Origin of the sequence: Leucobacter sp. Ag1 (genome assembly GCF_000980875.1) — a bacterium.
GTDB lineage: Bacteria > Actinomycetota > Actinomycetes > Actinomycetales > Microbacteriaceae > Leucobacter > Leucobacter iarius.
The window spans coordinates 1-20,494 of record NZ_LAYO01000058.1 but is presented as its reverse complement, the minus strand read 5'-3'; the positions used below and the strand labels follow the sequence as shown (position 1 = coordinate 20,494).

Genomic DNA, 20,494 nt, shown 5'->3' with positions numbered 1-20,494 from the left:
GGCTGCCCGGCCCGCTCGCCCCCGGCAGGCCGATCAGCGACGCGGTCGATCGGCCCGCCTGGCGTTCGGCCTGGCGCACCGCCGCCGCACGCGCCCACCTGGCCGCTCCCGAGCTCGGCGATCCTCGGCTCCGCGCCGAGATAGCGGAGCACCTGCGCCGCATGCGCGGCACCGCGCGCGACGCCGAGGACGTGATCGTGACCGCCGGCGCGCGCGAGGGGCTGGGGCTCGTGCTCACCGCGCTCGGCACGACCCGCGGCCGGGCGCTCGCCGTCGGGGTCGAGGATCCCGGGTATCCCTCGCTCCGCGGGGTCGCGGCCCGCCACGGAGCTCAGGTCTTCGCGCTTCCCGCAGATGCCGACGGGCTCGACACCGCGCGATTGCCCGAGGGGGTCCTCGACGTGGTCATCGTCACGCCGAGCCACCAGTATCCGCTGGGAGGCTCGCTCCCGCTCGCGCGGCGGCGCGAACTGCTCGACTGGGCCCGGCGCCGCGGGGTCGTGATCGTCGAGGACGACTACGACTCCGAACTGCGGCACAGCGGCAGTCCGCTGCCGACGCTCGCGGCGCTCGACGATCCCGCCGCGGGGGCGGTGCTGCTGCTCGGCACCTTCTCGCAGACCATCGCACCGGCGCTCTCCGCGGGTTTCCTGCTCGCGCCCTCCGGCCTGCGCGGGGTCATCGAACCCGTGCGGGAGGAGCTGGGCGGGCCGGTCTCGACCGTCGTGCAGACGGCGCTCGCCGAGTTCCTGGCCACGGGCGAGCTGCGCCGGCACACCGCTCGGATGCGGCGCCGGTACGCGATCCGCAGGGAGCTCGTGGGCGAACGGCTCGCCGGCATCGCCGGGGTCCGCGTGCGACCCACGCACGGGGGACTGCATGCCGTGGTCGAGCTCGGGCCGGGACCCGGCGGCCGCGAGCGGGAGGCCGCCGCGGTGCGTCGGATCGAGCAGGCCGGGCTCGGCGGAGCCTCGCTCGAGCGGTACTGGCAGCGGCGGGAAGGGATCCCGAGCGCGCACAGCGCATCCGGTGCGCCGGGCGGATCGACCGCGCCGCAGCACGGGATCGTGATCGGTCTCGGCGGAGCCGACGAGGCCGAGTTCGATCGCGCACTGCGGCGCTTCCGCGAGATCCTCGAAGCGGACTAGCGCGCTCCGGAGGGATCCGGATCGGTCGCCTCCGCGCGGTCGCGCAGTGCGTCGCGCAGCACTATCGCGTGGTTCCGGACCGGATCCTTCGCGCCGTAGACGAGCGTGATCCGCGGGACCGAGCGGGCGAGGGCGAGCAGCCGATCGAGCGCCGCCAGCCCCGCGCCCTCGGAGAGCTCCGCGCGGTACCGTGCGGCGAACGCCGCGAAGTGCTCGGGGGAGCGCCCGTCGGGATCGTGGTGCCACTCCGTGCGCAGCTCGGCGCTCGGTGCGACCTCCTTCGCCCAGTCGTCGAGGGCCGCACGCTCACGGCTCACGCCGCGCGGCCACAGCCGATCCACGAGGACACGGGTGCCATCGGACGGTGCTGCGGGCTCGTAGGCCCGCTTCAGCAGGATCTCCACGGCCTCAGTCTTGCACGGACCCGCTCTCGACGTCCGCGGCCTTCCGCGGGGACGCCGGTGCGAACTTCAGCCCGATCACGCAGCCGACGATGCCGGCGATGAACAGGAGCTTCAGCACGGACACCGGTTCGGTTCCGAGCACCATCGAGGCGAGCACGGTCAGCGCCGCGCCGGTTCCGGTCCAGACCGCGTACGCGGTGCTGAGCGGGATCCCGCGCATCGCGTACCCGAGGCCGATCATGCTGAGCGGCGCGGCGACCGCGAACACGAGCGAAGGGGCGAGCACGGTGAACCCGTGCGAGGCGTGCAGCGCGAGCGCCCAGATCGCCTCCAGCACCGCGCTCGCGAGGAGCACGCTCCACGCGGAGGCCTGGCCCGGGGTGCGGCCGTCGCGGCGGCCCTGCCCGGTCATGCGCTCACCAGCTTCAGGCCGGCGACGCAGGCGATCAGGCCCGCGAGCAGCGCGATCCGCAGCACGGTGGCGCGCTCCTTGCGGGTGATCATCGCCCAGGCCGCGGTGAGCACCGCGCCGAGCCCGACCCAGACCGCGTAGGCCGTACCGACCGGGATCTCGCGCATCGCCCAGGCGAGCCCGACCATCGAGGCCGTGACCGAGACGACGAAGAGCACGCTTGGCCAGAGCTTCTTGAAGCCCTTCGACGCGTCGAGCGCCGAGGCCCAGACGGCCTCGAGCATTCCGCTGAGGATCAGGACGATCCATGCGACAGACATATCCACCTCCGTGGCAGTCTTGTCGCTGGGCGGGTACTGCTCCCTCGTCCGCGCTTCGACTCAGAGCGAAGCCCCTCCAGGCTCGCACACTCGGTGCGGGGTGGCAACCCGCGACTCACCGGATGCACAGGTGCATGATGCGCGAGGCGCCCCGGTTGCGGAATACTGGTCTGCGAGCGTCTGAGGAAAGGGGGCTGCGTGTTCGGTTGGTCGAAGAAGCGCAAGCGTCCGGGCTCGCGCGCCCCGCGCAAGCTGCCGCGCCGGGTGCTCGCCCCCGTCGAGGAGATCGTCGAGCAGGGTCTGCTCGTCGCCGATGTCGCCGTCCGCATGACGGTGAAGAACGACATCATCATGAACGCCCTCAAGAAGCACATGGACTACGACGAGACCAAGGTCGTCGACATGGTCCGCGAGGCCACCGAGGACCTGGCCGCCGAGCGCGAACGCGATGCGAAGCACATCAGCCGTGTCCGCGGCGAGATCCGCGACACCGGTCGCAGCGCCTGGAGCGAGTCCGAGTACGGCAACGAAGACAACCGCACGCTGCGGCACCGTCAGGAGGTCTACGAGAACATCGCGGCCGAGCTGCGCCGCCGCGCGGCCGATCCCGAGTACCTCTCGGAGACCGCCACGCGCGCCCGCGCCGCCGCCTGGGAGGAGATCGGCGACTCGCTGAAGGAGCGCGCCACGCACCCCTACTACAGCGGGGGCGCGAGCGCGGAGTACCGGGAAGCCCGGGACTCCCGGATCCAGCAGCTCATCGAGAAGGACCTGACGGCGCTCGTGCGCGAGCACGCGGAGCCGAAGGCCGGTCTGTTCAAGAAACGCCGCGCCAAGAAGGGCGACGACGAGGAGGACTAATCCTCCGAGCCGGTCGCGGCATCCGCCGCCGCACCGCCCGCGAGTTCGGGATGCCGCTGCAGGTAGCCCGCGATGAACCAGCAGGAGGCCTCGATGCGCCGGCCGGTGGTGACCGGATCAGTCAACGCGCGCTGCGCGAGCACGCCCGCGAGGCCGGTGCCGCGCAGCGACGGATCGACGACCGTGTGGTCGAAGTCGATCGCCTCGTCGCCGAGCAGCGTGTAGTGCGCTTCGCCGATCTGCGCTCCGTCGCGTGTCAGCACGAAGCGGTGCCGCTCCGGTTCGTGGGTGAGCAGGATCCCGTCGGCCGCGGCCGACGCCTCATCGAGATATCTCGCCATGGGATCAGGGTACGCCGCGGATCGCAGACCGGTGTCGGAGGCGCCCGCTACCCTGGAACTCCCGGAACACCGCCCCGCGCAGCGCCGCTCCGCGCCCGTCGTCGCATCCCTCGAGGAGCCCCGTGACCACCGCTCAGGCCCCCACGCCGCCGTCCGCCGCGCTCTCCGCGGCCCAGGCCCGACGCGTGGCGGTCGCCGCGCTCGCCGGAACCGCCATGGAGTGGTACGACTACTACCTCTTCGGACTCGCCGCCGCACTGGTGTTCAATCGCCTCTACTTCACGACCCTCGACCCCCAGGCCGCCGCGCTGGCCGCCTTCGCGACCTTCGGCGTCGGCTTCGTCGCGCGCCCGCTCGGCGCGATCCTGTTCGGCACCCTCGGCGACCGCATCGGTCGGCGCCCGACCCTCGTCCTCAGCGTCGTGCTCATCGGCACGGCGACCGCGCTCATCGGCCTGCTGCCCGACTTCGCATCGATCGGCATCGCGGCACCCGTGCTGCTCGTGCTGCTGCGTCTGGTGCAGGGCGTCGCGGTCGGGGGCGAGTGGAGCGGCGCGATGACCATCGCCGTCGAGCACGCCCCCGCGCGGCTGCGCAACCGCCTGGCGGCGCTCGTGCAGCTGTCGTCCCCGATCGCGACGCTGCTCTCGAGCGGAGCCTTCTCGCTCGTGCTCCTGCTGCCGGCCGCTGACTTCGACGCCTGGGGGTGGCGCGTGCCCTTCCTCGCGGCGATCCCGATGCTGCTCGTCGCGGTCTGGCTCCGCCGTCGCATCGAGGAGTCGCCGGCGTTCGTCGAGCTCGTCGGCTCGGGGCGGCGCGCCCGGATCCCCGTGCTCCAGGTGATCTCGCGGGCCCCCGGTCGGCTCGGCATCGCGATCCTGGTGTCGCTGCTCGGGGTGGGCGGGTTCTACTTCATGAACACCTTCCTGGTGAACTTCGGCTCGGGCGCGCGCGGTCTCGACCGCCAGCTCATGGTCAACGCGACGCTCATCGCCGCCGTCGTGCAGGTGGGCGTCACCCTGCTCTCGGGCCGGCTCGCCGAGCGCTTCGGCCCGGGCCGGGTGACGCTCTGGGGCGGACTCGCGACCGCCGCGGTCGCGTTCCCGGTGTTCTGGCTCGTGGATTCGCGGCAGCCGGTCGCCGCAGTACTCGCGGTCTGCCTCGGCCTCGCCGCCGTGATCCTCGCCTACGGGGTCGCCGGACCGGCGCTCACCATGCTCTTCCCGTCCGAGCTCCGCTACTCGGGGGTGAGCCTCGGCTACAATCTCGCGGCCGTCGTCGGCGGTTTCCTGCCGCTGCTCGCGCAGGCCTCCCTCGGGTGGTCGGGCAACGCCTCGTGGGGGCCGGCCCTGCTGCTCGCCGTCTTCGGCCTGGCCACGGCGCTCGGCGGAGCCCTCGCGCACCGCATCATCGAACCCGCGTCGAACGCCGTCGACCCGGGCGACAGCCCCGAACCGGGGGAGCGATGACGCGCGCGGGCCGTCGCATCGCCGCGGTCGCCGCAGCGGGTGCGGTCGCGCTGCTGCTCTCCGGGTGCGGCAGCCCCGAGCCCGAACCCCAGAAGCTGACCCTCTCGGAGGCCGGAACCCACTACCTCAGCGCGGTCTGTCCGGTGAACGGGGCATGGGATCGGGCCGACGTCGAACTCGATCGCCTGCGGCTCGTGCTCGCGCGCGGCCCCGCCTCGGCTGGGAAAGCCGAGGTCGCGCCGTTCTCCGAGGCCATCGGCGAGGTCGGTGCGGCGAGCACGCGCGCCGCGGAGGAACTCGGCACGACCGCCATCGTCTGGCCGAAAGCCGCGGCCCCGACCATCGACGCGGTGCGCGATTCCCTGGCCGCCGACGCCGCGCAGGCGAAGCGCGTGGCGAAGCTCGACGCGGCCGCGGCGATCGCCTACCGGTGGGATCCGGGCGATGCGGCGGCGAGCGACACCCGGGCACGCGCCGCCCTCGGCCTGACGGGCGAACCGCAGGCCGCGTGCGCGCAGTGGCGGGCCGAACAGCAGAAGAAGCCGAAGTCGAAGTCGAGCGAACCGGTGCCGAGCACCGGCGCACCGAAGGAGCAGCAGTGACGGAGCACGGCGGAGCCGCGGACGCGGAGCGCGAACTCGAGCAGAGCACCGAGCGGGCGGTGCGCCTCGCCGCCCGCGCCGGCAACCGGCTGCTCGCCGGCGGCCGGGCCGAGGTCCGGATCGACGACCCCGTCCGCGCCGCCGCGATCACGGGCGTGCTGACGCGCATGGGGGTCCGCGTCGGCGCCGGATCCGGTGCCGGGCGACCCGATTTCGTGTTCGCCGCCCGCGACGGAGCGCGCGTCGCCGACGCGATCCGAGCGTTCGCGCGAACCGACAGTGCGGTGACCGGCCTGCCCGTCACCGTGATCCCCGTTCCGCTCGGTCCGTCGACGAGCGACATCGAGGGCGACCTCGACCTGACCGGGACCGTGCACGCGACCCTGGGCGCCGATTGGCGGGCCGAACCCCTGCGGCGCGACATCCTCGCCTTCCACGGACCCGAGGGCAGCGCGGCGGTGGCCCTGCGTACCGGCCTGGAACCCGAGGCCGATGCCGAAGCGCGCATCGCCTGGGCGGCGCTCGGCATGCCCGTCACCGCGGCGCTCGCCGCGGAACTGGCCGAACGCCGCAGCGTCGCGGGAACCCGGGTCGCCGTGAGCCTGGTGCTCGAACCCAAGACCAGCGCGCTCGCCCTGGCCCTGCAACGGGCGGGCGCCGAGGTCGCCGTGTTCAGCGCCGTGAGCGAGACGGATCCGTCGGTGGCGCGGGCGCTCGCCGCGGGCGGCGTCCGGGTGTTCGCTCCGCAGACGCAGGTGGCCGCGCACGAGGCCGCGGCGGTCGACGCCGAGCACGCCGCGGGGGTGCTCGACTGGCGGCCGCAGCTGCTCGTCGACGACGGCTCCCACCTGATCCGGCTCGCCCACTCTGAACGCCCCGAAGCGCTCTCGGGGCTGCGCGGATCCAGCGAGGAGACGACGAGCGGGGTGCGCCCGCTGCACGAGATGGCGGCCGCGGGCGAACTGCGCCTGCCCGTGATCGCGGTGAACGACGCGCGCACGAAGACGGACTTCGACAACCGCGTCGGCACGGGGCAGTCCTGCGTGCTCGCGGTGGCGGACCTGCTCGATCCCGACGACGCCCCGCCGCTCGTGCTCGAACGTCCCCTCGTCCCCGTCGCGGGCACGTCCTGGACCGTCGTCGGCTACGGGCCGGTCGGCGAGGGCGTGGCGCGCTTCGCGGCGGCGCTCGGCGCGCGGGTCACCGTGGTCGAGCGCGATGCCGTGCGCGCGCTCTCGGCGGTGCACGACGGCTTCGCGGCGGCTCCGCTCGCCGAAGCCTGCGCCTCCGCCGATGTGGTGATCAGCGCGACCGGCGTCTGGCACACGCTCGACGGGGCCGTGCTCGCGGCGCTGCGTCCCGGCACCGCGGTCGCCGTCGCCGGAGGCATCGACGACGAGCTCGGGCTCGACGAGCTCGGTGCGGCGGGCTGGATGGCACGGGAACTCGCGCCGGGCATCGCCGAGTGGAGCGAGCCCGGCAGCGAGGCGACGGAGCACGGGATCCTGGTCCTCGCCGATGGCGGCGGCGTGAACTACACGGCGGGGGAGGGGAACCCCATCGAGGTGATGGACCTCTCGTTCGCGACGCAGCTCGCGGCCCTCGACCGGCTCGCGCGCGCCGAGCTCGAACCGGGGGTGCACGCGATCGAAACCGCCGACGAGCTCCGGGTCGCCGCCGCCGCGCTCGCGGCGCGCGGGGACGGCGCGGACCCCGCGCCCGTCGGCGCGCGACCGGGCGGTGCTGCTCAGCCGTGGCGTGTGCACCGCTACCGCTCCGCCGGCTGAATCGGGCCGTGCCCGCCGCAGGCCATACACTCGACACCGTGACTGCCGCCCCCGAGATCGTCGTCCACAGCGCTGACCTGGTGCTGCCCGTGACCAGCCCCCGCATCCGCGACGGAGCCGTCGCCGTGCGCGACGGCCGGATCCTGCACGTGGGGGACCGCCGCTGGGTGCTCGACGCGCTCGCCGAGCGCGGCGCGGCGTTCCGCGAGGAGCACTGGACCGGCGCGATCGCCCCGGGCCTCGTCAACGCGCACACGCACCTGCAGTACACCCGCATGACCGAGGTCGCCGAGCGGCACTACACCGGCTTCGACGACTGGGGCGACGCCTTCGACGTCGCCTACGAGGCCGGCGACCACGACTGGGCCGGCGCCGCCGCGGACGGCGCGCGCATGTCGCTCGCCGCGGGTGTCACGGCCGCCGCCGACGTCGTCACCGACGAGCCCGCGCTCTCGGCGCTGCACGATGCCGGCATGCACGGCATCGCCTACTGGGAGGTCTACGGCGCCAGCAACGAGGACTGGACCCCGGAGGCCCGCGACGAGGTGCTCGAACGCATCCGTCGTATCCCGACCCCGCCCGGTGCGGGCGTCTCGCCGCACGCGCCCTACTCGCTCGACGTGCAGCCGCTGCTCGAGCTCCCCGACCTCGTGCGCGAGGAGGGCCTGCGCCTGCACATCCACCTGGCGGAAGCGCACATGGAGCGCGAGCGCGGCACGGGAACGCCGGGGCACGAGACCTGGCCGGAGCTCGGAGCCGACAGCTTCCGCGCGCTGCGGTCGCGGGGGATCGGGGTCTCCTCCACCCAGTTCGTCGACCATCTCGGCGTGCTCGGGCCCGACTGCCACATCGCGCACGGGGTCTACGTGAGCGCCGCCGACCGTGCCCTGCTCCGGGCGCGGGGCACGAGCGTCGCGCTCTGCCCGCGCTCGAACGAGATCATCGGCCTCGACATGCCGCCGGTCGCGGACTACCTGCGCGAGGGCAATGCCGTCGCGGTGGGCACCGACTCGCTCTCGTCCTCGCCCTCGCTCGACCCGCTGGCCGATGTCGCGCTGCTCTACCGCGTCGCCCGGCAGCAGGGCTACGCGGATCGCGATCTGCACCAGCGCCTCTTCTCCGCGGTCACCCTCGGCGGCGCGACCGCTCTGGGGCTGCACGTCGGCAAGCGCCGTATCGGTCAGCTCGGCGTGGGCGCGCTCGCGGATCTCGCGCTGTTCGACATCGATGCGCGGGATCCCGACGCCGCGCTCGCGCAGCTCGTCGAGGACGGTGCCGGTCGCTGCGCGCGCACCATCGTCGCGGGTGAGGAGCGCTACGCGGCGTCCTGAGCGAGCCGTGCGGCGGCGCTACCCGGCGCGTGTGACGTTCCGTGACGTCGGGTGTCCGGCCCAGCGGGCCCTGCGGATAGAATGTTCGCTGGCCGAGTCTGTCTCGATCCGGCCCGGACCCCTCGAAGGAGCCCCATGAACCGCCCGTCGCGCTTCACCCGCATCTCCGCCGTCGTCGCAGCTTCGGCCGCGATCGTGCTCGGCCTGACCGCGTGCGCCGGCGGCGCCGACTCCGGCGAGACCGTCACCCCGGGCAAGCTGACCATCGCCACGGGCGAGCCGGCCTACGCCCCCTGGGTGATCGACAACAAGCCCGAGAGCGGCAAGGGCTTCGAGGCCGCCGTCGCGTACGCCGTGGCCGAGAAGATGGGCTACGACAAGAAGGACGTCGTCTGGACCCGCACCAGCTTCGACGCCGCCATCGCGCCCGGCCCCAAGGACTTCGACCTGAACATCCAGCAGTTCTCCGTGAGCGAGGAGCGCAAGAAGGCCGTCGACTTCTCGTCGCCCTACTACACGACGACCCAGGCCGTGGTCGCTGCGGGCAAGACCGACGCCGCCAAGGCGAAGAGCATCGCCGACCTCAAGAACGCAGTGATCGGCGTCGCCTCGGGCACCACCTCGCTGAAGGTCGCGCAGCAGGAGATCGCCCCGAAGCAGGAGCTCAAGGTCTTCAACTCGGTCGACGACACCGTGCAGGCGCTCAAGAGCGGCCAGATCGACGCGATGGTCACCGACCTGCCCGGTGCGTTCTACGTGCGCGACGCGCAGCTCGACGGCGGCGTGATCGTCGGCCAGCTGCCCTCGGGCAGCGCCGGCGGCGACGAGTTCGCCTTCGCGCTGCCGAAGGGATCGAAGCTCACGAAGAAGGTCAGCGACGCCGTCGACGCGCTCCGCAAGGACGGCGAGCTCGACAAGCTCGCCGCCGAGTGGATCGCCGACCAGGGCGCTCCCGTCCTGAAGTGACCCTGCTGCAAGCCGAAGAGAGTGGGGTGACCCGGTGAGCACCACCGAGGTGAGCTCGATCGAGCTGGAGCGACGCGCCTATCGCACCGCCCGCGGACGCCGCTCGGCGCTGATCAGCGTCGTGAGCACCCTGGTGTTCCTGGCCGCGGTGGTGCTCCTGCTCGTCAACAGCCCGGGCTGGGACCGTGTGCGGGAGTCGTTCTTCGATCCGAAGACCGCGATCGATGCGCTCCCGAAGGTGCTCGTCGGGCTCTGGCTGAACATCCAGGTGCTCTTCTTCGCCGTGATCGGCGTCGCGATCCTCAGCACCCTCGTCGCGATCGCGCGCACCCTGCGCGGACCGGTGTTCACGCCGCTGCGGCTGCTCGCCGCCGGCTACACCGACGTCTTCCGGGGGATCCCGGTGCTGCTCGTGCTCTACCTCATCGGTTTCGGGGTCCCCGGACTCGGGCTCACCGGGCGCGTGCCCGTGCAGGTCCTGGGCACGATCGCCCTCGTGCTCTGCTACTCGGCGTACGTGGCCGAGGTACTGCGCGCGGGCATGGACGCCGTGCACCCGTCGCAGCGCCTCGCCGCCCGCTCGCTGGGCCTCAGCCACGGCAAGACCCTGCGCCTCGTCGTGCTGCCGCAGGCGGTGCGCAAGGTGACGCCGGCGCTCATGAACGACTTCGTGTCGCTCATGAAGGACGTCGGCCTGATCTCGGCGCTCGGCGCGGTCGACGCGATCCGCGCCGCGCAGATCGAGGTCGCCTCGGTCGCCAACTTCACCCCGTACGTGGTCGCCGGCCTGCTGTTCGTGATCCTGGCCTGGCCGTTCATCCGCCTCACCGACTGGATCTCGGCGCGGGCGCAGAAGCGCGAGCAGATCGGAGGCGTCGTATGAGCGCGGAACGGGCGACCCCGGTGCTGCGGGTCGAGGGCGTCGTCAAGCGCTTCGGCGAGCACCTCGTGCTGCGTGGAATCGACCTCGAGGTCGAGGCGCACGAGGTCGTCGTGCTCATCGGGGCCTCGGGTTCGGGCAAGTCGACGCTGCTCAAGACCGTTAACCTGCTGGAGCAGATCGACGACGGCCGCATCTTCCTGGGCGATGAGGACATCACCGATCCCCGTGTCAACGCCGATCGCGTGCGTGCGCGCATCGGCGTCGTGTTCCAGCACTACAACCTGTTCCCGCACATGAACGTGCTCGACAACGTCACCCTCGCCGCGCGCCAGGTCTTCGGGATCCCGCGTCCCGAGGCGGAGCGCGTCGGGCTCGGACTGCTCGAGCGCATCGGGCTCGCCGAGAAGGCGAAGGAGTTCCCGGATCGCCTCTCGGGCGGGCAGCAACAGCGCGTCGCGATCGCTCGCGCCCTCGCGACCGATCCCGAGCTGCTCCTGCTGGACGAGATCACGAGCGCGCTCGACCCGCAGCTCGTCGGCGAGGTGCTCGACCTGGTGCGCGAGCTCAAGGCCGGGGGATCCACGATCGTCATGGCGACGCACGAGATGTCGTTCGCGCGGCGCGTGGCCGATCGGGTGGTCTACCTGAAGGACGGCCGGATCATCGAGTCCGGGCCGCCCGAGCAGATCTTCGAGTTGCCGGAGCGCGAGGAGACTCGGGAGTTCCTCGCGCGGCTGCGCGAACCCTTCGCCTGAGCCGCTCGCGGAAGGGTCCCACCGGGGTGGGGCTCAGATCTGCGCCAGCAGTTCCTTCCAGTGCGCGCGCCAGGCCTCGATGCTGTCGGCATCGGGCAGGCCGTTGTGCTCGACCGCGACGACCGACCGTCCTTCGTCCTTCGCGACGGCGGAGACTTCGACCACGCCCGATCCCTCGAGGTTCGCGCGCCAGAAGGTGCGCTTCTCGGTGCGGGACCGGCGGCGCCCGGTGGTGAGGTGCCCGAGGTGGTGATCGAGTCCGGCGACGACTCCGGCCCAGGATTCGATCGCGGCGTCGCGATCCATCTCGACGGTGCGGCTCGCGCTCACGCGGAAGGACCCGGTCGAGGACTGGCCGGGAACCCGGAGGCCCGCGTACTGCTCGAACGCGATGGCGGCGCCCTGGGCCCACCAGTCGGGGTTCTCGACCGACGCGGGGATCTTCTCCCGTGCGATCCGCGCGATCTCGGTGTGGCCGAGGGTCTTCGCGCCCGCCGATTCGAAGAGCGCGACCCAGTCCTCCCAGGGGATGCTGGTCGCGCGTTCGAGCGCGGGGACGTTGCCCGGGCGGGTGCTGTTGCCTGCGGATTCGGTCACGTTCGCTCCCTTCGCCGCGCACCCCGTGCGGATGCGCCCTCGCACCGGCGCTGCCGACGGCGGAGTTCCTCCGTCGATGTCGGTGCCTCCCGTTAGCATAGAACGACTCCCTCGGAGGACCGAGTGAACACTCGTCCTCCGACCTATTTGAAAGCGATGTACCTGTGGCCGCCGCTTCGCGCCCTGATTCCGCCCTGCCCGATTCGACCGCTGAATCCGTTTCAGCTCCCTCCACCGCGACCGATCCCACCCCGTTCGGGCCGCGCGAGCAGCTCGCCGTCTGGGTGCTGCTCGGTTCCGCCTTCGTGGTCATCCTGAACGAGACGATCATGGGCGTCGCGCTGCCGCGCCTCATGGACGCGCTGCACATCAGCGCGTCCGCCGGGCAGTGGCTCACCACCGCCTTCCTCCTGACCATGAGCGTGGTCATCCCGATCACGGGCATGCTGATCCAGCGCATCCGCACCCGCACGCTGTTCATCGCGGCGATGGGGTTCTTCACCGTCGGCACGGCCATCGCCGCCGCCGCGCCCGGCTTCGAGATGCTCCTCGTCGGTCGCGTGGTGCAGGCCTGCGGCACGGCGATCATGATGCCGCTGCTGATGACCACGGTGATCACCGTGGTGCCCGAAGCCAGCCGCGGCCGGCTCATGGGGCGCATCTCGATCGTCATCTCGGTCGCACCCGCCCTCGGCCCGACCATCTCCGGCGTCATCCTCGAGCACTTCGAGTGGCGCTGGCTGTTCATCCTCGTGCTGCCCATCTCGCTCGCGGCGCTCATCATCGGCGCGCTCCGCATGCCGAACGTGGGCGAGCCCCGCAAGGCGCCCATCGACGCGCTCTCGGTGCTGCTCTCGCTCCTCGGCTTCGGCGGACTCGTCTACGGGCTCAGCGCCGTCGGCGAACTGGCGAGCGGCGGGTCCTCCGTGCCGCCGTGGATCCCGGTCGTCATCGGCGTCGTCTCGCTCGTGTGGTTCGTGCTCCGACAGCTCGGCCTCCAGCGGCGTGAGCGCGCGCTGCTCGACCTGCGCACGTTCCGCTCGCGGCCGTTCGCGTTCTCGGTGCTGCTGTTCGCCTGCGCGTCGCTCGCGCTGTTCGGCAGCCTCATCCTGCTGCCGATCTTCGTGCAGCGGGTGCTCGGACTCTCGGTGTTCGAAGCGGGCCTCTCGCTCCTGCCGGGCGGACTCGTCATGGGCCTGCTCGGGCCGATCGTCGGCCGGCTCGTCGACCGTCGCGGTGCGCGCCCGGTCCTCATCCCGGGCACGATCATCACCGCGATCGGCCTGTGGGGCATGGGGCTCTTCGGTGTCGGCACGCCGCTGTGGTTCGTCATCCTGACCCACGTGGTCATGAGCGTCGGCCTCGCGGCGACGTTCACGCCCCTGTTCACGGTCTCGCTCGGCTCGCTGCCGCACGAGCTCGCCTCGTACGGCAGCGCGATGATCGGCACCGTGCAGCAGGTCGCGGGCGCGGCGGGCACCGCGCTCTTCGTGACGATCATGACCCTGGTGTCGGTCGCGCACGCGGAGTCCCCGACTTCGGTCGGCGCTGCCGCGCTCGCGTCGGGCACGCACGTCGCGTTCCTCATCGGCGGGGCCGTCGCGACGCTCGGCATCGTGGTGGCGCTGTTCGTGCGCGATCCCGCGCCGCAGGCGCAGCAGGTCCCGGTCGGGCACTGACCGGCACCGCTCCCGCACTGACACGGAACCCCGCCGGCTCTGACCGGCGGGGTTCCGTGCGTTCGCGGGTACCGGTAGTTACTGCGTCGCCCGCGTGAGGTATTCGTGCGAAGCGTCCCATTTTTTTTTGGGGGGGGGGGCTCCGTGGGGCTCCGGTGCCAGCTGTTCAGCCGGGGCCGTTCGCTCCGCACTGCCAGTCGTGTTCCGCCGTGCCTGTTGTGTTCCGCCGTGCCGGTGGCGCTCCCGCGCTGTTCACTCAGCCGGATCTGAACGCTCAGCCGGATCCAAGGTGTCGAATTCGTCCGGCTGAGTGCTCAGATCCGACTGAGCGCACGGGTGAGAATCCTGCTGAGCGCACGGACTCGGCGGAGCACTCGAAGCCCCAGTCGTCTGGCTGCTTCCGCTCCGGATCCTGTCGAGTGAACGCGCGTACATGAAAAGCGGTCCTATTTCATGTACAAGCGTTCACTCGACGAACCCACGAACCCACGAACCCGTGAACGGCGCGGGGGCGCGAACGAGCCGGGCGCGGCTGGCGGAGCAGCGCTACGCCAGCGACTCGACCGTGCGGCGGAGCGCCTCGGCGAGCTGGCGCACCGCCGGGGGAGGCCCGCTCGCGGGGCCCTTCGCCGCCAGCAGGATCTCCCGCGCGAAGCGCGGATCCTCGAGCGGCCGGAGCGCGACGCCGGCCGGCGGATGCGCGGCCGCCAGCTTCGGCACGAGGCCGACGCCGAGCCCAGCGGCCACCATGCCGAGCACGACCGTGTAGTCGTCGGTGCGCAGCGCCACCTCGGCGGTGTGCCCGTCGGCGGTGAAGAGGTCCCGCACGATGTCGTCGATGGTGTCGCCCGGCGTCGCGCCGAACACCCAGGCCTCCTCGTGGAGCGAACGCAGCGTCGGCAGGTCGATGCTCTCCCGCTGCGCGGCCGAGTGGTGCTCGGGCACCGCCAGCAGCAGAGGATCGCGGAGGATGCGGGTCGTGTGGACCTCGGAACGGAACGGGAGGCCGTAGCCGCTCGCCGTGTACACCAGGGCGGCATCGATCGTGTTCTGATTCACCTGTTCGACGAGCGGCGCCACCTCGGTGAGCACCGCATCGAGGTCGATGCCGAGCTCGGTCAGCCGGGCCGCGATCCCGGGCAGCAGGTGCGCGGCCGCGGTGGGGAAGGTTCCGAAGCGCAGCCGGGTCCGTCCGAGCTGGGCGAGCTCCCGCACGTCGGTGAGCGCGCGGTCGGAGAGCGCGAGGATCTCGGATCCGCGCTCGAGCATGAGTGAACCGGCGGCCGTGAGCGTGCTGCCGCGCGTGCTGCGCGAGGTCAGTGCCGTGCCGACGAGATTGTCGAGGTTGCGCAGGTGGTAGTCGACGGTGGGTTGGCTCCAGCCGAGCCGCACTGCGGCTCGCGAGACGGAGCCCTCGGCCGCGACCGCGGACAGGGCCTGCAACTGTCGGAGGTCGATCATGCGTGCCCCGCAATCCTTGGACGCAGGCGAAGGATATCTCCGCTCTTGCTCCAGAGTGTATATGGTTCGACTGAGTGGATTCCGGGGTTCCACCGTTCGGCGGGAACGAGCACAGTTGAGAGATGCTGCGCAACGACGACATCACTCCCGCACCCACCTCCGCCTCCCGCGTCGAGACCGGTGCGAGCGAGCATCCGATTCGGGCGATCGCCCGGCTCGAGCGACAGCAGCACGCCCCCTACGTCGAGGCGGTGCAGCAGCACGCCGACGCCGGCCCGCTGCACGTCATGGTCCCCGGCCACGGGTGCGACCCCGTCGCGGGCGGCTCGCACCTCGCCGACATCTTCGGCGCGCGCACGGTCGAGCTCGACGTCCCGCTGATGCTCGACGGGATCGACCTCGGTCCCGGATCCCCGCTCGAGCAGGCCCGTGCACTCGCGGCCGAGGCGTGGGGCGCGAAGACCACCTGGTTCATGACCAACGGCGCCTCGCAGGCGAACCGCACGGCGGCGCTCGCGGTGCGCGGGCTCGGTGAGCGCGTGCTCGTGCAGCGCAGCTCGCACTCGAGCTTCAGCGACGGCGTGCTGCTCGGCGGGCTGATCCCGTCGTTCGTCGCCCCCAACGTCGACCACGAGAACGGCATCGCGCACGGACTCACCCCCGAGATGCTCGAGACCGCGCTGCGCGAGGAGGCCGAGGCCGGCCGCGAGGTGTCGAGCGTCTACGTCGTCTCGCCGAGCTACTTCGGCTCGACCGCGGACGTCGCGGGTCTCGCCCGCGTCGCGCACGAGGCCGGCGCCGCGCTCATCGTCGATGGCGCCTGGGGCGCGCACTTCGGCTTCCACGAGGACCTGCCCGATTCGCCGGCGCGACTCGGTGCCGACCTCGTGATCTCGAGCACGCACAAGCTCGCCGGATCCTTCACCCAGTCCGCCATGCTGCACCTGGGCGACACCGAGTTCGCCGAGCGGCTCGAGCCGCTCGTCGCTCGCGCCTACACGATGACCTCCTCGACCTCCGCGAGCGCCCTGCTGATGGGCTCGCTCGACGCGTCCCGGCACGCGCTCGTGCAGGGGCACGACGAGGTCACTCGCGCGGTCGCGGCGTCCGAGGACTTCCGCACCCGTCTGCGCGCCGACGACCGCTTCTCGGTGGTCAGCGACGACTTCGGCGACTTCGCCGACATCGTGGCGATCGATCCGCTGCGCGTCCCGATCGACGTCTCGAAGCTCGGGCAGAGCGGCCACTGGGTCCGCAACCGACTCATCGACGACCACGGGGTCTACTTCGAGATGTCGACGGCGACGGTGATCGTCGCGGTGATCGGCGCACGCGCGGGGCTCGACGTCGACCGGCTCATGAGCTCGCTCGACGCCGTCGCCCGCGAAGCCGAGGCGCTGCGCGCCGCGGGTGAGATCGCTGCGGTCGAGGCGTTCCCCGCGCTGCCCGAGGCGGGCACCCTGCGCATGCTGCCGCGCGCCGCGTTCTTCGGCGAGAGCGAGCTCGTCGCCGCCGAGGACGCGATCGGGCGCGTATCGGCTGATACGCTCGCCGCCTACCCGCCCGGGATCCCGAACCTGGTGCCGGGCGAGGAGATCACGCCCGAGACCGTCGCGTTCCTGCAGGCCGTCGCCGCGTCTCCGACCGGCTATGTGCGCGGTGCCGCGGATCCCGAGGTGCGGAGCTTCCGCGTGGTGCGGGACCCGCTGACCGCGGCCCAGTCCTAGCACCGATCCGGGGCCGCCGAGCGCGGTCCGGAGAGACGACGAAGGCGGTGCGATCCATTTTGGATCGCACCGCCTTCGTCGTCTGCGGGCTGCGGGGCCGTTCGGCTAGGCCCCGGTGAACTCGGGTCGGCGCTTCTCGACGAACGCCGCAGTGCCCTCGAGCATGTCGGGAGTGCCGAAGCGCGCGACGAAGGCCTCGCGCTCGATCGCGAGCCCGGCGTCGGTCGGGTGCGCCTGCGCGGCACGGACGGTGCGCTTGGCCGCAGCGACGGCGGTCGGCGATTGCCGGGCCGCGAGCGCGATGACCTCGCGGGCCGCCGCGAGCAGCGCGTCCTGATCTTCGAGCACGCGGGAGACCAGGCCGAGGCGCTCGGCCTCCGCGGCGGAGATGCGTCGGCCGGTCAGGATGAGTTCGCGCGCGGCGGCGATGCCGACGTACTGCTGCAGGCGGACGCAGCCGCCGAAGCCGGGGATGAGGCCGAGCGCGACCTCGGGCTGCCCGAAGGCCGCGTTCTCGGAGGCGAGGATCACGTCGCAGGCCATGGCGAGCTCGCACCCGCCGCCCAGGGCGAAGCCGTTGACGGCGGCGACCACGGGCACGGGCAGGGTCTCGAGCCAGCTCGTGAGCTCCTGCGCTTCGGCGGTGTAGGCGTCGGCCTGCTCAGCGGTCATCTCGCGCATCCGCGCGATGTCGGCACCCGCGACGAAGGCCTTCGGACCCGCGCCGGTGATGACGACGCCGCGGACCGACCAGTCGGGATCCGTGCCTGCGCCGATGCCGTCGCGCAGGATGCCGACGACCTCGCGCAGCTCGGCGATCACCTCGGGGGAGAGCGCGTTCAGCACCTCCGGCCGAGTGATGGTGATCGTGAGGATCGCCTCGCGCACGTCGAGCGCGAGCGTGCGGCGGTCGAGGGCGGCGAGGCGATCCGCGACGGTCATCGCTTCGGCTTCTCGAAGAGGTTGCCGACCAGGGTCGAGGTGATCAGCACGACGGCGAGCAGCACGACGCCGACGATCAGGATCGGGACGACCTGCAGCGGCTCGCCCGCGTGGGAGAAGTTGTCGTGCGCCTCGTCGCCGTGGGCGAACGCCGGGACCGCGACGAACACGGACATGAGCGCGGTGGTCACCGCGGCTGCGATGCGGGTACGGATCTTCACTTCGGTCTCCTCGCAGGATCGGTGCGGCTGCCGCCGCGGACCCCTCTATTCTGCCGCTCCTGAGCGTTTCCCGCGAACCGGCGCGACGGCGGCCGCAGGAAGCGGCGGCCGCACGGCGATCCCGCAGCCCGGACGAGACTCCGGATCGTTAGCATCGACAGCATGACCACTGATCAGACCGCTCCGCGCCCGAACCGTCCGCAGACCGAGATCGACCGCATCGCCGAGCGCTGGGTCGACGACGTCGTCGCCCTCGACCCGATCACCGGAACGTATCTCGGACGGTCCGCGTCCAATCGCCTGCTGCCCGACTTCTCGCCCGCGGGAGCGGACGCGGTCGCGACGGCGCAGCGCGCCGTCCTCGCCGCGGTGGAGGCCCAGGCCCCGGTCGACGCCGTCGACGCGGTGACCCGCGCCGATCTGGCGTCCGAGCTGCGGCTCTCGCTCGCCCAGCACGAGGCCGGCGAGGCTCTGCGCGATCTCAACGTCATCGAGTCGCCGGCGCAGCAGGTGCGCGACAGCTTCGATCTGATGCCGAGCGAGAGCGAGTCCGACTGGGCCGATCTCGCCGAGCGCATGCGCGCCGTTCCCGCGGCGCTTTCCGGCTACCGCGAGTCCCTCGACCTCGGCGTCGAGCGCGGGCTCGTCCCCGCCCGTCGCCAGGTGCTCGAGGTAGCGGCGCAGCTGCGCCGCACCGCGGGTGTCGAGGGATCCGCCGAGGGATTCTTCCAGGCGATCGCCGCCCGCGGCGCTGCTGCGGGCGGAGCGGTGCCGGCCTCGCTCGCGCAGGAGCTCTCGGATGCGGCGTCGCTCGCCGGCCGCGCGTACGCCGACCTCGCCGATGCGCTCGAGGGCGACCTGGCCCCGCGCGCGTCCGAGACCGACGGCTTCGGGCGCGAGCGGTACGCGCTCGCCTCCGAGCGCTTCGTCGGGGCGTCGGTGGATCTCGACGAGACCTACGAGTGGGGGATCGAGGAGCTCGCACGCATGCGCGACGAGCAGGAGCGCATCGCCGCCGAGATCGTCGGAGGCTCGGTGCGACCCGGCATCGTGGCCGAGGCGATCGCGAAGCTCGACGCCGACCCCTCGCGCAAGCTCCACGGCACCGACGCGCTGCAGCGGTGGATGCAGGAGACCAGCGACCGGGCCGTCGCCGAGCTCGGCGCGACGCACTTCGACATCCCCGCCGAGATCCGGACCCTCGAGTGCCGCATCGCGCCCACGCAGGAGGGCGGCATCTACTACACCGGCCCCAGCGACGATCTCTCGCGTCCCGGCCGTATGTGGTGGTCCGTGCCCGAGGGCGTCACCGAGTTCGACACCTGGCGCGAGCTGACCACCGTCTACCACGAGGGAGTTCCTGGCCACCACCTGCAGATCGCGCAGGCGGTCGTGAACCGCGGTCTGCTGAACGGTTGGCGGCGCCAGCTCGCCGGCACCTCCGGTCACGCTGAAGGGTGGGCGCTCTACGCGGAGCGCCTCATGGAGCAGCTCGGCTACCTCGACGATCCGGCCGATCGTTTCGGCATGCTCGACGGGCAGCGCATGCGCGCAGCCCGCGTGGTGCTCGACATCGGCGTGCACCTCGGCAAGCAGCGCCCCGACGGGCAGGGCGCCTGGACCGCGGAGTACGCGTTCGAGTTCATGGGCGAGAACGTCAACATGAACGACGGCTTCGTGAAGTTCGAGGTGAACCGCTACCTCGGCTGGGCGGGCCAGGCCCCGTCCTACAAGATCGGTCAGCGCATCTGGGAGGAGCAGCGCGACGAGTACGCGGCGCGGGAGCGCGAGGCCGGGCGCGAGTTCGACATCCGCGACTTCCACCGCGACGCGCTCGAGCTCGGCGTGATCCGCCTCGACACCATGCAGCGGACCCTGCGCGGCGAGCTGTGAGCGAGGCCTCGGCCCTGCCCTGCCCCTGCGGGCGGGGCCAGAGGTACGCCGAGTGCTGCGAACCGCTGCACGCGGGGGAGCCCGCGCCGACCGCGGAGCGGCTGATGCGGTCCCGCTACAGCGCCTTCGCGCTCGGCCTGGTGGCGTACCTGCTCGACTCCTGGCACCCGAGCACGCGACCGGAGTCGCTGGAACTCGATTCCGAGGTGGAGTGGCGCCGACTGCTCGTCGAGACGACCGAGCGCGGCGGCCCCTTCGACCGTGAGGGTTTCGTCGTCTTCACCGCGATCGGACGCACGCCCGAGGGGCGCTTCGAGCAGCGCGAGCGCAGCCGGTTCCTCAGGGATCGCGACGGTCTCGCCGCGACGGCCCCGGAGCGCTGGCGCTACGTCGACGGGGATCCGCTCTAGGGCGAGACCGCATCGTCATCCTGCGCGACGGAGGAGTCGCAGGATCCTGCGACTCGCACGCTCGCGCAGGATGAAGGCGCGGAGCGTCGTCAGTTCTTGAAGACGCGCTCGGTGGTCGACTTCGAGCCGCGCCCGATGGCGATGAGGCTCGACTGCGCGATCTCCTTGATCCCGTAGGGCTCGAGCACCTTGAGGAACGCCTCGATCTTGCCCGTGTCGCCCGTGACCTCGATCACGAGCGCGTCGGTGACGACGTCGACGAAGCGGGCGCGGGGCAGGTTGACG

Annotated in this window: 21 protein-coding genes, 1 pseudogene and 1 riboswitch; of the genes and pseudogenes, 13 read left to right on the top strand and 9 right to left on the bottom strand. The window is 72.2% G+C overall.

Features of this window, described 5'->3' with window-relative positions:
- The coding region (locus XM48_RS01700) for a PLP-dependent aminotransferase family protein (RefSeq protein ID WP_046454044.1) at positions 1–1,148 on the top strand (1,148 nt) is incomplete at its 5' end.
- On the opposite strand, the gene XM48_RS01695 is transcribed toward XM48_RS01700, so the two are convergent.
- Genes XM48_RS01695 through XM48_RS01685 form a run of 3 tightly spaced genes read right to left on the bottom strand, consistent with a single transcriptional unit; the run spans position 1,145 to position 2,284 of the window.
- Positions 1,145–1,552 carry a DUF488 domain-containing protein gene (locus XM48_RS01695; protein WP_046454043.1) on the bottom strand — a complete coding sequence of 136 codons (408 nt, stop codon included), beginning with the start codon at positions 1,550–1,552 and terminating at the stop codon, positions 1,145–1,147. The genes XM48_RS01700 and XM48_RS01695 overlap by 4 nt on opposite strands.
- Positions 1,553–1,556: 4 nt before the next feature.
- A complete protein-coding gene (locus XM48_RS01690; protein ID WP_046454042.1) occupies positions 1,557–1,964 on the bottom strand; it encodes a multidrug efflux SMR transporter in 408 nt (135 codons plus the stop codon).
- A complete protein-coding gene (locus XM48_RS01685; protein ID WP_046454041.1) occupies positions 1,961–2,284 on the bottom strand; it encodes a multidrug efflux SMR transporter in 324 nt (107 codons plus the stop codon). The genes XM48_RS01690 and XM48_RS01685 overlap by 4 nt, the downstream gene beginning before the upstream one ends.
- 7 nt (positions 2,285–2,291) lie before the next feature.
- Positions 2,292–2,360, bottom strand: a riboswitch (guanidine-III (ykkC-III) riboswitch).
- A gap of 122 nt (positions 2,361–2,482) precedes the next feature.
- Between XM48_RS01685 and XM48_RS01680 the strand changes: the two genes are divergently transcribed.
- Positions 2,483–3,145, top strand: coding sequence for a hypothetical protein (locus XM48_RS01680; protein ID WP_046454040.1), 663 nt, complete (start codon positions 2,483–2,485; stop codon positions 3,143–3,145).
- On the opposite strand, the gene XM48_RS01675 is transcribed toward XM48_RS01680, so the two are convergent.
- Entirely contained in the window at positions 3,142–3,486 is a 345-nt protein-coding gene (locus tag XM48_RS01675; protein WP_046454039.1) for a GNAT family N-acetyltransferase, read from the bottom strand. The two genes, XM48_RS01680 and XM48_RS01675, sit on opposite strands and share 4 nt — an antisense overlap.
- Positions 3,487–3,608: 122 nt before the next feature.
- Between XM48_RS01675 and XM48_RS01670 the strand changes: the two genes are divergently transcribed.
- The 7 genes from XM48_RS01670 to XM48_RS01640 all read left to right on the top strand — a co-directional run bounded on the left by XM48_RS01670 (position 3,609) and on the right by XM48_RS01640 (position 11,279).
- Complete coding sequence (locus XM48_RS01670; RefSeq protein ID WP_046454038.1) at positions 3,609–4,955, top strand: MFS transporter; 1,347 nt, start codon at positions 3,609–3,611, stop codon at positions 4,953–4,955.
- Positions 4,952–5,557, top strand: coding sequence for a hypothetical protein (locus XM48_RS01665; RefSeq protein ID WP_046454037.1), 606 nt, complete (start codon positions 4,952–4,954; stop codon positions 5,555–5,557). The genes XM48_RS01670 and XM48_RS01665 overlap by 4 nt, the downstream gene beginning before the upstream one ends.
- On the top strand, positions 5,554–7,344 hold the full coding sequence (locus XM48_RS01660) for an adenosylhomocysteinase (protein ID WP_231580763.1): 1,791 nt from the start codon (positions 5,554–5,556) through the stop codon (positions 7,342–7,344). The genes XM48_RS01665 and XM48_RS01660 overlap by 4 nt, the downstream gene beginning before the upstream one ends.
- A gap of 38 nt (positions 7,345–7,382) precedes the next feature.
- Entirely contained in the window at positions 7,383–8,675 is a 1,293-nt protein-coding gene (locus XM48_RS01655) for an amidohydrolase family protein (RefSeq protein WP_046454048.1), read from the top strand.
- A 135-nt stretch (positions 8,676–8,810) separates the two neighbouring features.
- A complete protein-coding gene (locus XM48_RS01650) occupies positions 8,811–9,641 on the top strand; it encodes an ABC transporter substrate-binding protein (RefSeq protein ID WP_046454036.1) in 831 nt (276 codons plus the stop codon).
- Between the two features lie 34 nt (positions 9,642–9,675).
- Complete coding sequence (locus XM48_RS01645; protein WP_046454035.1) at positions 9,676–10,524, top strand: amino acid ABC transporter permease; 849 nt, start codon at positions 9,676–9,678, stop codon at positions 10,522–10,524.
- Positions 10,521–11,279 (top strand): amino acid ABC transporter ATP-binding protein, encoded by a 759-nt coding sequence (locus tag XM48_RS01640; RefSeq protein ID WP_046454034.1) that lies wholly within the window; start codon positions 10,521–10,523, stop codon positions 11,277–11,279. The genes XM48_RS01645 and XM48_RS01640 overlap by 4 nt, the downstream gene beginning before the upstream one ends.
- Before the next feature lie 33 nt (positions 11,280–11,312).
- Here the strand turns inward: XM48_RS01640 and XM48_RS01635 are convergent, their stop codons facing one another.
- On the bottom strand, positions 11,313–11,876 hold the full coding sequence (locus XM48_RS01635) for a hypothetical protein (RefSeq protein ID WP_046454047.1): 564 nt from the start codon (positions 11,874–11,876) through the stop codon (positions 11,313–11,315).
- Positions 11,877–12,040: 164 nt separating this feature from the next.
- On the opposite strand from XM48_RS01635, the gene XM48_RS01630 reads away from it, so the two are divergent.
- Entirely contained in the window at positions 12,041–13,555 is a 1,515-nt protein-coding gene (locus XM48_RS01630) for an MDR family MFS transporter (protein ID WP_156174897.1), read from the top strand.
- 546 nt (positions 13,556–14,101) lie between these two features.
- Here the strand turns inward: XM48_RS01630 and XM48_RS01625 are convergent.
- Positions 14,102–15,016 carry a LysR family transcriptional regulator gene (locus XM48_RS01625; RefSeq protein WP_046454033.1) on the bottom strand — a complete coding sequence of 305 codons (915 nt, stop codon included), beginning with the start codon at positions 15,014–15,016 and terminating at the stop codon, positions 14,102–14,104.
- A 122-nt stretch (positions 15,017–15,138) separates the two neighbouring features.
- On the opposite strand from XM48_RS01625, the gene XM48_RS01620 reads away from it, so the two are divergent.
- Positions 15,139–16,743: an aminotransferase class I/II-fold pyridoxal phosphate-dependent enzyme gene (locus XM48_RS01620; protein ID WP_084820857.1), complete on the top strand. Its 1,605-nt coding sequence runs from the start codon at positions 15,139–15,141 to the stop codon at positions 16,741–16,743.
- 105 nt (positions 16,744–16,848) lie between these two features.
- On the opposite strand, the gene XM48_RS01615 is transcribed toward XM48_RS01620, so the two are convergent.
- Both XM48_RS01615 and XM48_RS01610 read right to left on the bottom strand, forming a co-directional pair.
- Entirely contained in the window at positions 16,849–17,685 is an 837-nt protein-coding gene (locus tag XM48_RS01615; RefSeq protein ID WP_046454032.1) for an enoyl-CoA hydratase/isomerase family protein, read from the bottom strand.
- Positions 17,682–17,906: a hypothetical protein gene (locus tag XM48_RS01610; protein ID WP_046454031.1), complete on the bottom strand. Its 225-nt coding sequence runs from the start codon at positions 17,904–17,906 to the stop codon at positions 17,682–17,684. Before XM48_RS01610 ends, XM48_RS01615 begins: the two co-directional genes overlap by 4 nt.
- Before the next feature lie 162 nt (positions 17,907–18,068).
- Here XM48_RS01610 and XM48_RS01605 point away from each other — a divergent pair, with 162 nt between their 5' ends.
- The gene (locus XM48_RS01605; RefSeq protein WP_046454030.1) at positions 18,069–19,799 is read left to right on the top strand and encodes a DUF885 domain-containing protein; all 1,731 of its coding nucleotides are present in this window, start codon (positions 18,069–18,071) and stop codon (positions 19,797–19,799) included.
- A complete protein-coding gene (locus XM48_RS01600; protein WP_046454029.1) occupies positions 19,796–20,209 on the top strand; it encodes a YchJ family protein in 414 nt (137 codons plus the stop codon). Before XM48_RS01605 ends, XM48_RS01600 begins: the two co-directional genes overlap by 4 nt.
- Before the next feature lie 89 nt (positions 20,210–20,298).
- On the opposite strand, the pseudogene XM48_RS01595 reads toward XM48_RS01600, so the two are convergent.
- Positions 20,299–20,494 (bottom strand): annotated as a pseudogene (locus XM48_RS01595) (acetolactate synthase small subunit); the annotation flags it as partial.

Coding starts and splice junctions, on each gene's coding strand:
- XM48_RS01690 (WP_046454042.1), bottom strand. CDS start 1,964: ATGACCGGGCAGGGCCGCCGCGACGGCCGCACCCCGGGCCAGGCCTCC.
- XM48_RS01685 (WP_046454041.1), bottom strand. CDS start 2,284: ATGTCTGTCGCATGGATCGTCCTGATCCTCAGCGGAATGCTCGAGGCC.
- XM48_RS01675 (WP_046454039.1), bottom strand. CDS start 3,486: ATGGCGAGATATCTCGATGAGGCGTCGGCCGCGGCCGACGGGATCCTG.
- XM48_RS01665 (WP_046454037.1), top strand. CDS start 4,952: ATGACGCGCGCGGGCCGTCGCATCGCCGCGGTCGCCGCAGCGGGTGCG.
- XM48_RS01650 (WP_046454036.1), top strand. CDS start 8,811: ATGAACCGCCCGTCGCGCTTCACCCGCATCTCCGCCGTCGTCGCAGCT.
- XM48_RS01640 (WP_046454034.1), top strand. CDS start 10,521: ATGAGCGCGGAACGGGCGACCCCGGTGCTGCGGGTCGAGGGCGTCGTC.
- XM48_RS01625 (WP_046454033.1), bottom strand. CDS start 15,016: ATGATCGACCTCCGACAGTTGCAGGCCCTGTCCGCGGTCGCGGCCGAG.
- XM48_RS01620 (WP_084820857.1), top strand. CDS start 15,139: ATGCTGCGCAACGACGACATCACTCCCGCACCCACCTCCGCCTCCCGC.
- XM48_RS01615 (WP_046454032.1), bottom strand. CDS start 17,685: ATGACCGTCGCGGATCGCCTCGCCGCCCTCGACCGCCGCACGCTCGCG.
- XM48_RS01605 (WP_046454030.1), top strand. CDS start 18,069: ATGACCACTGATCAGACCGCTCCGCGCCCGAACCGTCCGCAGACCGAG.